We start from the raw sequence: 12,328 nt of genomic DNA, 5'->3' as shown, positions 1-12,328 counted from the left end.
TTGATGAAGATCTTCTTCAGGTCTGAAAGCTCGTTTTTTTCATGTCATTCGTTCAGTCTGAAAAGCAGATATGTGCCACGGCTCATGGCGTCGATAATTCCATCGAGCTCACCGATGATATCAGTCATCGTTGAACCGGTCGCACCGTAGCCCTTGACATTGATCACGATGGCGGCCGGTTTCTATCGGGTACAGCGACCTCGCATTTCGCCGTTTCGTTATCGGCCTCGGTGAAGGTGCAGCGCGTCTGGTAGGTGTCTTCAAAACCTCTTTGACCATCGCCTCTGCGCAGTCCCAAGAGCATGCCATTCCCGCGTGCTTTTCGCGAAGCGCGCGCCGTTACGACTTCACTAAATGGCTGATCGGCATATCCGCTATCGAGGGGATGCGCGCTTCCTCTTGATAATCCCGCTCGATCATGACCCGCATGTATAGGTGGCGATCAACTGCGCCTATCAGACCAAGGTCCTAGTCTTGGAACGCCGTTCGCACTGGGGCATTTGTACAATCAGATTCATTTGGCAGGAGGCATCGATGCCGACGGAAATCTGGCAAACACCTATCGAGATCGCCGTCGCGGGCGGCGATCACTTCAAAAGCGTCCAAAACAGCCGCGAGGCCCTTGAGACCCTCATGACCTGCTGGCCCGAAAAAGGCGGGAGGTCGTTCGCCATTGCAAAACGCGCCTGCATGAAGTCGCTCAGCGGAGAAGCGGAGCATGCCGCGGCAGCGCGTGCCTTTCAGGAAGCGGCGATCGACGCTGGTATCCTCCGCTCTTAAAAATCGCGTAACAATTGCGCTGACGAGTTGGCTAAGGCACTCGATTTTGATCTCGAACGTCCCACAAGAGCGCTGAACTTGAACAAAAGCTTCGTCTTGCGATAACGCGTGGCCTGTCGGAACGAGGGAGGAGCTTAAACCCAGATACCCACTGTTAAAGCACGGAAGCGGGCGGGATGCGGATCGTAGAACTCCATCGTCCCGCCCTTACCTAGTTGTGCCCAAATGGAAAGCCTGCGCCGGTGCGCGGGCCAGCCCGGAAGCATGTTTAGCCTCAGTGGCTATTCTTATGGCTTTGCTGACCAGCCTTCACGTGCTTCTCATGCGAACCGCCTTGGGTGCCACGTGAATTGTCCTCGCGGCTCGTCGACGTCGATGACACAGATTTCGCGCCCTGGTTCTTATGGCTTTGCTGACCGCTGCTATGGTGGAACAAACAGCAGCCCTGAAAGTTTGCAGCCGAACTGAAGGGAGTGTTTTCGCTGGTCGGCTTCGCCAAGGAGACACTGCCGAGCCTCGAGACCCACCTTGGCCATGTCAACATGCTGATTGCCGAACAGTAAACCAGGGCAACATGTGTGACGTTGCAGGTAAAGTTGACGGCGGGACGGAGGGAATCAATTGGCGGAGCGCAATGCCGAAGAAATCGCAGCCCGCCGGGCACGCCGCGCGGAACGCCGGCAAAGGCAGCGCGATGCCAATGTCGATCGGTCCGCCAAAATGCATCAGGTCCGGATTGCCGATTCGCAGGTCAACAACCCGACCGAGGATCGACTGGGTGGCCGCATCCATATCGGGTGTTCGGGCTGGTACTATTGGCATTGGAAGGGGAAGTTCTATCCTGCGGATATCCCGTCGAACCAATATTTCCGGATCTATCAGGATCACTTCGAAACGGTAGAGCTCAACGCTCCATTTTATTCGTGGCCGACAATCGGAGCGGTGAAGACCTGGATCCGCCAGGCAGACCCAGGCTTCGTCTATACGATCAAGGTCTGCGAGCTGATAACCCATATCAAGCGGTTCGAGGACACGAAAAGTCTCATCGAGGATTTCGGCTATATCGCCGACCTTCTCGGCCCGCAGATGGGCTGCTTTCTCTTCCAGCTGCCGCCGAGCGTGCGCTACACTTCGGAAATGCTGCAATCCATTTTATCGCAGCTCGACCCGCGCCACAGGAACGTTGTCGAATTTCGCCACAAGAGTTGGTGGACTGACGAGGTCTTCGAAGCCTTTACAGCCGCTGGGGCGATCTTCTGCTCTTGCAGCGGCCCCCGGTTGCCGGATGAGCTTGTTCGGACTGCCGATGACATTTACGTTCGGTTCCACGGGACTAAGCAATGGTATCGCCACGATTACAGCGATGCGGAACTGCTCGTGTGGGTCGAGCGCATTCGGCAAAGCTCGGCGAAGACCGTGTGGGTCTACTTCAACAACGATCGCGACGGACATTCGATCAAGAATGCCAGCCGGTTGTCGGAGCTAATGAAGATACCAGCCACGTAGGGCGCCGCCGCCAGGATCAGGCGGTCTGCTTGGCCGCACCGGCTTCTAATCGACCATAGACAAGGGAACAGACCCTACTGAGGATCGGCCTGGTCACCTGGAACAAGGAGCATACGACCGCCTCGCGCGACGACATGATCGATATCGCACGGTCATTGGCGCGAACAGGCAGGTGAGGCGAGGAGGGGGACCGCGGCCGGGCAGGGTGAGGTGAGGGGCAGCGCGGGCGCCGCCTCATCCGGAACAGCTTGCCGGGGGCAGTCGGTCCCGGGTTCCGCTCGTTCCGAGCGGCGCTTTGCTAACCCTCCTGCGGCTGCCCTTTTAACCGGTCAAGCTGTGCGCGAACTGGCGCCGGCGCGGACGCGCCTTCGCCTGGTATGCTCATTGTTTGAAGAGGCTTGCCCTCGGCCCGAAGGAAGAATCTGCGCGGTTCATGAAGGGACTCTTCTAATTGAACTTGGCGTTCGAAAAAGCCGATCTCAAGTTCCTCGCCGCCATCATCCTCAGCCTTATCTTCAATCGGGACGCGCGGAGCGGTTGAGCCGGTGGTGCGGAGCGCGCAAGCTCCTTCTCTCATGCGGCCGGCCGATGGAACACGAAGGACTGTCTCCGCGCGTACCCAGAACAGCCTAAAGAGGCAACGTCTGCGACCGTACGCAACGATTCCGGAATCTCGAACGTTTCACCTTTTCCAATCAAAGGAGACAACTTCGTTGAAACGAAATTCTATCGATACCCGTAGCGACAAACGCTACCTGCGCCACACCACCAAGAGCCGCATCGAGAGGTCGCCCGGTGCCGGCCGGGTCTCTGTGCGCGGCGGAGGCGACTGCGGCGACCATCATGCAAAGCGCTGAGGAGGGGTGGTAGATGTCAGTCGTTGGCCCATTTTTTTATGAACTCCCCGCGGCGGAGCGACAAGCGATCCTCGAGCGGCTCGCTGTCACGCTTGAGCGGAATGCCAGGTGGGCCGCCGAGCAAGGTGACGATGCCCTCGAAATGGTGATGAGATCGGTGGGCACCGCTTTGCTGTCGGTAGCAGGCGATCTTGCGACGACCGACATCACGCTCGCGCAGGACGTGGCAGCCCGCGCAGTCAACCTCATCACGACGTTCCATTGCCGTTACCCCGAATACCCGGTCGGGCCGACGCTACACTGATATGGCGGATCCGACGCCGGCGATGAAAGGGCCGCACCGTTTGTTGTTAGGACAGCTTAAGAGATTTGTCTGGCGTCGTACCTTCTCCCAGTCAGCTTGTGGGACGGGCGGGCGCACACCATCTAAGGTCCTTGCGCCTCATCGCGATGACGAACACGACTGCCCCTCTGGAAAGCCTCTGTGGTCGCGCGGGTGCTCCCGCAAGGTCGACTACCCTCGCGGCTTTCTCATCTTTGCGCCAGGACCTCAATGGCACCCTATGAACATCTCGTCATCTTCTTCCACGGAATCGGAGCTTCCGGCTCTCAGCTCATGCCGCTGGCGTCGTCGTGGCGGTCGTCGTTAGCAGATTTCCGCTTCATCGCGCCAGACGCACCTTTCCATCACGCCCGCGGCCACCAGTGGTTCAGCGTCGATGGTCTTCAGCTGCAGCCTGATCGTATTCGGGAGGTCCGCAAGGCTTTCGACGGGACAGTAGGCCAAGCGATCGCGACGGAAGGCTTCGACCTTGCCCACGAGCGTGTTGCATTCGTCGGCGTCTCCCAGGGAGCGATCGTCGCCCTCGACGCGGTTGCCTCCGGTCGTTGGCAGATCGGCGCGCTGGTTGCATTCGCCGGGCTACTTCCATCTGGACCGATTTCTTCGAGGGGCAGAGAAACACCTGTTCTCCTCGTTCACGGTGAGGCTGATCAGACCATACCAGCTTTCGCCTCCACGATGGCTGCGGCGCAGCTTGGTGCTGCAGGCTTCGGCGTCGAACTCGACGTCCAGCCTGGCGTCGGCCACACGATATCGCCAGAGGGGGCTCAAAAGGCGCTGACCTTTTTGCGAAAGACCTTCATGGCCAAGGCGGTGAAATGATCAGCACCCGAAGCCCGTTGCGCCTCGAAGTAGCTTGGTTCGGTCCACGTTTCAGGCTGAAATTGACCGCCTGTGGTGGCTAGTGATCAAGCAATGACAAGTAATCTCCGGTTTTGCGCTGTCGCACGGATCTTGCGATCCCTCTCGAAAGTTCTTAGGTCACTCGAGGTCTTTGCATTCCGCAAACTCCGTGTTCGAGAGACCGACATGATCCTCACCCTCGCAGGCGTTAGAAAGTCCTATTCCACTGCGGAGAGCCCGATCGAAATCCTGAAGGGCGTTGATCTGGAAGTCGCTGCGGGCGAAAGTGTTGCGCTAACCGGAGAGTCCGGCAGTGGCAAAAGCACATTGCTGCATCTGGCAGGCGGGCTCGACCGTGCCGACAGCGGCTCGGTCGTGATGGATGGCAGCGATCTGGCGCTATTTGCAGAAAACGAACGAGCTCGATACCGGAGAACGAGGGTCGGCCTGGTTTTTCAACAGTTTAACCTCATCCCATCACTGAGCGTCGCAGCCAACATCTCGTTCCACGCCAAGCTTGCAAACCGGTACGACCACGCTTGGGAAAAGCAGTTGATCGAGAAATTGGGGCTGGAGGGGTGCACCGCCCGATATCCCGAGCAGCTTTCCGGAGGGCAACAGCAGCGCGTTGCAATCGGGCGAACCTTGGCTGCTCGACCTCCTCTCATCCTTGCGGACGAGCCAACGGGCAACCTGGATGAGCAGACAGGCGATGCGGTCCTCGATCTGATGCTCAGCCTAGCCCGGACAGTGGGATCGGCTCTGCTTCTCGTCACTCACTCCACTAGGCTTGCAGCTCGTCTGGACCGAACGGTGGTACTTCGCGGTGGGAAGATTGCCGAATGAACGTCGTTGCATTCGCAGCCCTGCTGTCACACTGGCGTCGGAGACCTCTCCAGCTTCTGACGCTGGTCATGGGGATCGCGCTTGCGACGGCTCTCTGGTCTGGCGTTCAGGCTATTAACGCCGAGGCGAGGGCGAACTATACCCGGGCGGCTTCGGTTCTGGAGCAAGGCAACCTCCGGCAGATCGTCACCAGGGACGGTGATGGCATAGCTAGTGAGCTCTATGGCAGCCTGCGTCGAGCGGGTTTGAATGTTTCGCCCGTGATCGAAGGCAGCTACCGTTTCGCAAGCACCAGGATCAGATTGGTCGGCATCGAGCCTCTGACGATGCCAACGGACACCGAGACCATCGCCAGCGGTTCAGACCTAACCGGATTCTTTTCAGCCCGCGGACAGTTGCTCGTGTCGAGCGCGACTGCCGAGCGTCTACGCGGCAGCACGGATATGACCGTCAAGATAGCTGGCAATGTTCCCGACGGCGCCGCTTTCGTCGACATATCGGTCGCTGACAGGTTGCTCGAAAAGGACGGGAAGATCGACCGTCTGGTGGTCGCAGCCGATCAGAAGATCACCACGGAAGCTCTCGACCGGATTGTGCCCGGGCTGACGATACGAGAAGCGGCTGATCAACCAGACGTCGCTCGCCTCACAGACAGCTTTCACCTCAACTTGACGGCTTTCGGGTTCCTTTCGTTCATCGTGGGACTCTTCATCGTGTATTCGGCCACGGGCCTGACCTTCGAACAGCGTCGAGGCACTTTTCGTACACTCAGATCGCTTGGTATCTCGCTTCGAGCATTGACCACTATGCTCCTGATCGAGCTTTCGATGCTGGCGCTGATATCCGGCTTGATCGGCGTCATACTCGGCTACGTCATTGCATGGCTCCTGATGCCGGGTGTCGCCGCGACCCTCAGGGGCCTCTACGGCGCCAATGTGTCAGGCTCGCTATCCATTCGGCCGGAGTGGTGGCTGGCTGGACTGGCGATTGCTCTTGGAGGAACCGCTGTCTCGTCAGCTCAGAGCCTGTGGCGGGTCTGGAAGCTGCCGATTTTGGACGCCGCCCAGCCGCGAGCGTGGGCAAGAGAGTCGGCCAGATCGCTTGCCTTTCAAGCCGGAACGGGTGGAATTCTGCTGATCTTGGCGGCTATCCTGGCGACTACTGCGTCCGGGCTGGCGGCGGGTTTTGCGGTACTTGGCTGCCTGCTTCTTGGAACAGTTCTGATGCTGCCTGGACTTCTTGCCGTCATCCTGACCAAAGCGCAGCAATTGGCACGGAGCGCCCTCATGGAATGGTTCTGGGCCGACACCCGCATACAGCTTCCCGGCCTGTCGCTGGCTTTGATGGCGCTGCTCCTGGCATTGTCGGCGAACATCGGCGTTGGCACGATGGTATCCAGTTTCCGGCTGACGTTCATCGGATGGCTCGATCAACGCCTGGCCGCCGAGCTTTACGTTACTGCCAAGGATGAGGCGGAAGCTGCGCGGCTTAGGGTTTGGCTTCCGCAACGCTCGAGAGCGCTCTTGCCCATCTGGAGCGTGGACGGCAAGGTGCTTGGCGAACAGATCCAGATCTTTGGTGTCGCGGACGATTCGACCTACCGGGAGCACTGGCCCTTGATCGCTTCAGCCAATGACGTTTGGGATAAGATCGCTGCCGGTCAGGGCGCTCTGATCAATGAACAGATGTGGCGTCGCGGCGAAGCCAAGATCGGCCAGCCGTTGGTCATGCCTGGAGGCTGGAGCGCAACCGTGGTCGGCGTGTACTCGGACTATGGGAACCCGAATGGGCAAATGATCGTTGGGATCAATACCCTGGTCAATCATTACCCCGATGTCCAGAAACTTCGCTACGGTGTCCGAGTTGCTCCCGAGCATGCCCAGGATCTCAAGCGTCAGTTGGTCGAGGAGTTTGGCCTTTCGGGTAGCGCGATTGTTGACCAGGCTTCGCTTAAGCGGCAATCGAGAGCCATCTTCGATCAGACATTCAAGGTGACGGGCGCATTGAAGGTCTTCACCCTTGCTGTGGCAGGATTTGCGATGTTCTCAAGCCTCCTGACGCTGTCTGGTATTCGGCTTCCACAGCTCGCGCCGGTGTGGGCAATGGGTGTACGGCGACGGGATCTAGCGCTCTACGAAGTTGTCCGGACACTTGCACTCTGGTTGGCAACATTTGTGGCTGCGATCCCGGTCGGTCTTGCCCTGGCATGGGTCCTGCTTGCGATCGTGAACGTGGAGGCCTTTGGTTGGCGACTGCCATTGATGGTGTTTCCAATGGATTGGCTTTGGCTGGGAACAATCGCTCTCGTCGCTGCATTGCTGTCGGTGCTGGTGCCGGTCCGGCGTTTGGCCTCCATCAATCCTGTGGACCTGCTGAGGGTTTTCGCCAATGAACGGTAGAAAGTCGGCCTCTGTCCTGATAGCGGCGGCTATGATCTGCGCGAGCGGTCAGACATTTGCGCAAGGCTTCGCCGGATTGGGATCGGATGCGCAAGGTTTTGCGATCCCTGCGCGGGGCTCTGTTCTTTCTTTCCCCGCCGATCACGGCGCTCATCCTGATTATCGCATTGAGTGGTGGTATGTGACCGCCAATCTCAAAGATGGGGATGGCAAGCAATATGGAGCGCAGTGGACGCTCTTTCGCTCTGCGCTGGCTCCGGGAGACAAGGCAGGTTTCGCGGATCCGCAGATCTGGATCGGGCACGCAGCGATCACCACTCAAGGCCATCAGTATGTTGCAGAGCGCTTGGGACGGGGAGGTGTCGGGCAGGCGGGCGTTGCCGCAACGCCTTTTCGGGCTTGGATAGACGACTGGCGGATGGAGGAAAGCGAGCGATCCGGCTTGGACGCCCTTGGCAACCTTTCAGTCTCTGCGGGCGGGCCGAACTTCAGCTACAACTTAGACCTCAAGGCCGACGGCCCACTCGTTCTTCAGGGAGACAACGGATTTTCCGTGAAGTCGGCGAACGGACAGGCGAGCCACTATTACTCACAGCCTTTTTATGAGGTGGCGGGAACGATCACGACGTTCGGAGCGCCCGTTAAGGTCACCGGCAAAGCATGGCTGGATCGGGAGTGGTCGTCGCAGCCGCTTGCGTCCAATCAGACGGGCTGGGACTGGTTCTCACTGCATCTGAATTCCGGCGATAAGCTGATGGCTTTTCGCCTTCGTGATGACAAGGACGGGTTCATCTCCGCGAATTGGATATCCGCGGACGGACAGACGACACCTCTGTCGAAAGACGACATTCACCTGGAGCCGACGCGGGAGGCAACGGTCGATGGGCGCCGGATGCCGGTAGAGTGGCGTATACGCGTGCCGGGTAAGTCACTTGATATTACGACGAAGCCGCTGAACGAGCAGTCCTGGATGGCGACCTCTACTCCTTATTGGGAGGGGCCGATTAACTTCGTAGGCTCCACCTCAGGTGTCGGATATCTTGAAATGACCGGCTATTAGCTGCTACGTCTCATATGTAGGTAACAGCTCCTCCGTCGAACGGTAAGGGCCGGCTAGGCTGGGCATCGCCGCATCGGAGAAGTCTGAACGTCAATGGCGGCCTCTACGGGGTGGTTGCAAACGGCCTGCATTCGGTGGCAAAAACCGCCGTTCTCACTATGTAATGTCTTGCTGAACGCGCGCATATTTGCGCAACGATATTGCTCGCCGCAGGAGTGGTCACCGCTGTGGATCGAAAGCTTGCAGCCATCCTTTCCACCGATGTTGCCGGCTTCAGCCGCCTTACGGCGCTGGATGAGGAGAGCACGGTCCGTGCACTTAATTTGTGCCACAGTCGGATAGCCGAGTTGGTGCGTGAGCATGGTGGCCGTATCTTCGGCAGCGCAGGTGACGGCCTTGTCCCGCAGTTCCCGAGTGCTGTCCAGGCGGTCCGGTGCGCGGTTGACATCCAGCGCAGCGTGTTCAGCCTCTCGAAAGACCTCCCGATCGATCGGCGCTTGAAATTTCGCATCGGCGTCAATCTTGGTGATGTGGTTGTGTCAGGCAACGATCTGCCAGGCGATGGCGTCAACATCGCGGCGCGCTTGCAGGAGATGGCCGCCCCATCCGGCATCTGCATATCCGGGTCGGTACGCGAACATCTCGACGGTAAGGTGCCGTTCACGCTGACCAGCCTTGGCGAGCGGGCCTTGAAGAACATCCCGAGGCCGATTTCTGTGTTTCGGGTCGACTGGCCGCAAGCGACGCCTGAGGGGCTTGACGTGGGATCCGGGCCATCACTTGCGACCCGCTTTGGCAGGGACCAGCCGTCGATCGTGGTCATGCCCTTCGACAACCTGAGCGGTCAGGGCGATGGGTACTTCGTGGACGGCGTCGTGGAGGAAATCACCGCCGCCCTCTCCCGTGTTCGGGATTTCTTTGTGATCGCCCGCCAGTCCGCGTTCACCTACAAGGGACGTTTCGTCGACGCGTGCGTGACGTTGGCAGGGAACTTGGAGTGACTTACGTGGTCGAAGGGACTGTTCGCCGGGGAGGGGATCGGCTGCGTATCTCCGTGCAACTGGTCGATGCCGAGATGCGGACCGAGCTTTGGTCCGAGCGTTATGAGGGCGCGACTGAGGACATCTTCGAGTTTCAGGACAGGATCGCGGCGCAGGTCGCGGGCGCAATCCATCCAGCCATTCGCACCGCGGAAATCGAGCTGTCGAAGCGCAAGCCGCCCAGCAGTCTGCGCGCCTATGACCTCGTCATGGAGACCACAGCAGCTAGCTGCCAGACGCAAAAATCACCCTATGCGCAGCTCCAAACCAGTAGCCAATAATTCAGATTTTATTAAACATGTAAGCGGATCCTAAAACGAGGGCAACACTCCCGCGTCGAGCCGCGTTAGGCGATCACATACATTGGGAATTGAAACTCATGGCCGTTATCCTCGTCGTCGAAGACGAGCCGCTAATCCGCTTTCTCCTGTTGGACGAACTCGTGGATGCGGGTCATACGGTCATCGAAGCCGCCAGCGCTTTGGAAGCCGTCGCAGCGCTTGGGAGATGCGATCATTTGGACGGCATGATTACCGATGTCGACATGCCCGGGGGCTTGAGTGGACTTGACCTGATGAGGTTGGTGACATCCACGAGACCCGCGACGAGCGTATGGGTCGTATCGGGCCGCGATGTCCGCTCAGAGATCGATCCCGGCGTCTTTTTCTTGCCCAAGCCATACGACTACCGCGAACTGGTTTATCTTGTCTCCGAACGCCCTCACGCAAAACAAGTCCTCGCGACAGACCAGCAGCGAACCGGCTGAAAGTCTTGAAGGGAGTTCCTCGCCACGGGATGTCATTCCTCCTCATCGATGAGAGGCAAGGATTGCGACCGCGCCTCATATCGCGGTTGTTCAAAGACATATCCCTCACAAGCGGGAGCGATCGCTTGCAGGGTCTTCTTCTTGACCGCAATCCCACTCATTGAGCGCTGACGCTGTCACCACAGGCCAGCCAATTCAGGTGGCGGATTGTGGCTGACGCCGATCAGCACCGTCGCAAACGTTCAACACTTTCAATATTTCTTCTTGCGAACGATCTTGTTGCCGCGGGGTCCGCTCACGACCGGTGTTCGGTCGCGGTTTTCTGCAAGCAGGTTCCGCCAGCGTTCCAGGCGATCGGCGAGCAGGGCGCCGCTTGCGACGGCTGCCTGAACCGCGCATCCCGGTTCATGGGCATGGGTGCAATCGCGAAAGCGGCAAAGCGGCGCCAGTTCAGTTATTTCAGCAAAGAGGGTGTCTATACCGTCGGCAACATCACTCACGTAAAGCGTTCTTATTCCCGGCGTATCGATGACCCAGCCACCGCCTGAAATTGCATGCAGGGATCGCGCCGTGGTGGTGTGTCGGCCCTGCGCGTCGTATTCGCGGATGGTGCCCGTCTTTTGCTTTATGTCAGATTCTGGCCCAGTCATGGTGTTCACCAGTGTTGATTTTCCGACACCAGAAGACCCCACCAACGCAACCGTTTGGCCAACGCCGCACCAGGGCCTCAACAGGGAAACGGCGTCCGCGGAGCGCCCATTCAAGGCAACGACAGGCAGGTCACGCTGCAAAGCCTCGGCTTGCGCCTGGAACATGCCGGCATCTTCCGCGGTGTCGGCCTTCGTCAGTACAATCACCGGATTGCTCCCGGCCTGGTTGGCCATGATCAGGTAACGTTCCAGCCGAGCAAGATTAAAATCGGCATTGCACGAGGTCACGATCAACAGGGTGTCGACGTTGGCGGCAACAAGTTGTTGGCCACGTCCGCCTTCCGGGCGTCGTTGAAAGACGCTTTTTCGGTCGAGACGTCTGATAAGCATGTCAGTCAGTGGATCGGCAAGAACCCAGTCGCCCACCGCGTAGTCACCAGTACTGGTATTGGCTGGAAATTCCAGTCCGACCGGCCCGGTGACATCGATCGCCTCGATGCGTGCCCGGTGAACTGAAGCGATGCGTCTGGGGATCAAGCCCGCTTCGCTGGGCTGGACCTGGTCCGCGAAGAATTCAGACCACCCAAGCAGTTCCAGCGGTGAAGAAAGTTGGGAGCTGGTCAAATCTTGTTCCACTTTCAGTAAGGCTGCCATAAGGGGTTTTTGAATGATCTTCCGCGGCGTTTCGCCTAGCTGCGTGGATGATCCCGTTTTGGCAACGAGGTTGCGTAAGCAGCAGCTTCGCCGGGGTAGGGGAAATCGTCCCCGAGCTGACGGTCGCCATCGTAGACTTTGAAGCTAGGCCCCTCAACTTCAACGATCTTATAGCCATTCACGTATTCGATCTTCGGTGTTTTCCAGCCCATCAAAAGCTCTCCAGTCGGTCCGAGGGTTGTCTCTGACATGGTGCCAAGACCTCATACACAGCGGTCTATGACCTATCAGGTGCTTCACGATTAGCCAACGCCGGTTCGATCCCGTTCAAAGGCGCTCTATCATTAACCGCATGTCCAAATGCTCAAGCTGCCACTACGGAATACCTTGCGTTGCGGTGGCCTTGATCCGGATCAGCGACAAGGCCACCCTGAGCTTAACGAATTGCTTTCAGGTCGTTGAACTGACCCCATCGCGGGGCTCCTTTGAAATTTGTTTGGACGTTCATCTGGCGGCACAGTGGTTGATTTTACTCTAGATCAGCTCCGGCGAAGATCGATGCGGCACGTGACCACTGCCTTGCC

The 12,328-nt window shown here is 58.6% G+C and carries 11 protein-coding genes and 2 pseudogenes; 11 read left to right on the top strand and 2 right to left on the bottom strand.

Translation table 11 applies throughout. From position 1 onward, the window contains the following. Positions 1 to 534 precede the first annotated feature (534 nt). From FFM53_RS28030 to FFM53_RS27985, 11 genes and pseudogenes are all read left to right on the top strand, one after another. Entirely contained in the window at positions 535 to 780 is a 246-nt protein-coding gene (locus FFM53_RS28030) for a DUF982 domain-containing protein (protein ID WP_138391234.1), read from the top strand. Positions 781 to 1,401: 621 nt separating this feature from the next. Beyond that, positions 1,402 to 2,286, top strand: a complete 885-nt coding sequence (locus FFM53_RS28025; protein WP_138391236.1) for a DUF72 domain-containing protein — start codon at positions 1,402 to 1,404, stop codon at positions 2,284 to 2,286. Positions 2,287 to 2,366: 80 nt separating this feature from the next. Further along, a pseudogene (locus tag FFM53_RS36545) lies at positions 2,367 to 2,462 on the top strand (LysR family transcriptional regulator); the annotation flags it as partial. Between the two features lie 537 nt (positions 2,463 to 2,999). After that, positions 3,000 to 3,143 (top strand): hypothetical protein, encoded by a 144-nt coding sequence (locus tag FFM53_RS28020; protein ID WP_171600117.1) that lies wholly within the window; start codon positions 3,000 to 3,002, stop codon positions 3,141 to 3,143. A 13-nt stretch (positions 3,144 to 3,156) separates the two neighbouring features. Continuing rightward, on the top strand, positions 3,157 to 3,447 hold the full coding sequence (locus FFM53_RS28015; RefSeq protein ID WP_138391237.1) for a hypothetical protein: 291 nt from the start codon (positions 3,157 to 3,159) through the stop codon (positions 3,445 to 3,447). 249 nt (positions 3,448 to 3,696) lie between these two features. Next, entirely contained in the window at positions 3,697 to 4,308 is a 612-nt protein-coding gene (locus tag FFM53_RS28010; RefSeq protein ID WP_138391238.1) for an alpha/beta hydrolase, read from the top strand. A 207-nt stretch (positions 4,309 to 4,515) separates the two neighbouring features. After that, positions 4,516 to 5,175, top strand: a complete 660-nt coding sequence (locus FFM53_RS28005; protein ID WP_138391239.1) for an ABC transporter ATP-binding protein — start codon at positions 4,516 to 4,518, stop codon at positions 5,173 to 5,175. Then, a complete protein-coding gene (locus tag FFM53_RS28000; RefSeq protein WP_138391240.1) occupies positions 5,172 to 7,574 on the top strand; it encodes an FtsX-like permease family protein in 2,403 nt (800 codons plus the stop codon). The genes FFM53_RS28005 and FFM53_RS28000 overlap by 4 nt, the downstream gene beginning before the upstream one ends. Continuing rightward, positions 7,564 to 8,634 (top strand): lipocalin-like domain-containing protein, encoded by a 1,071-nt coding sequence (locus FFM53_RS27995; protein WP_138391241.1) that lies wholly within the window; start codon positions 7,564 to 7,566, stop codon positions 8,632 to 8,634. Before FFM53_RS28000 ends, FFM53_RS27995 begins: the two co-directional genes overlap by 11 nt. Before the next feature lie 227 nt (positions 8,635 to 8,861). Continuing rightward, positions 8,862 to 9,886 (top strand): annotated as a pseudogene (locus tag FFM53_RS27990) (adenylate/guanylate cyclase domain-containing protein); the annotation flags it as partial. 167 nt (positions 9,887 to 10,053) lie between these two features. Beyond that, positions 10,054 to 10,440, top strand: a complete 387-nt coding sequence (locus FFM53_RS27985) for a response regulator (protein WP_138391242.1) — start codon at positions 10,054 to 10,056, stop codon at positions 10,438 to 10,440. A gap of 251 nt (positions 10,441 to 10,691) precedes the next feature. On the opposite strand, the gene rsgA is transcribed toward FFM53_RS27985, so the two are convergent. Both rsgA and FFM53_RS27975 read right to left on the bottom strand, forming a co-directional pair. Next, complete coding sequence (rsgA, locus tag FFM53_RS27980; protein ID WP_138391249.1) at positions 10,692 to 11,744, bottom strand: ribosome small subunit-dependent GTPase A; 1,053 nt, start codon at positions 11,742 to 11,744, stop codon at positions 10,692 to 10,694. Between the two features lie 35 nt (positions 11,745 to 11,779). Then, positions 11,780 to 11,956 (bottom strand): hypothetical protein, encoded by a 177-nt coding sequence (locus FFM53_RS27975; RefSeq protein WP_018071841.1) that lies wholly within the window; start codon positions 11,954 to 11,956, stop codon positions 11,780 to 11,782. Positions 11,957 to 12,328 lie beyond the last annotated feature (372 nt).

The sequence above is a fragment of the Rhizobium indicum genome, assembly GCF_005862305.2.
GTDB lineage: Bacteria > Pseudomonadota > Alphaproteobacteria > Rhizobiales > Rhizobiaceae > Rhizobium > Rhizobium indicum.
Note: the sequence above shows the minus strand (reverse complement) of the source record. Positions and strands in the feature narration are given on the sequence as shown.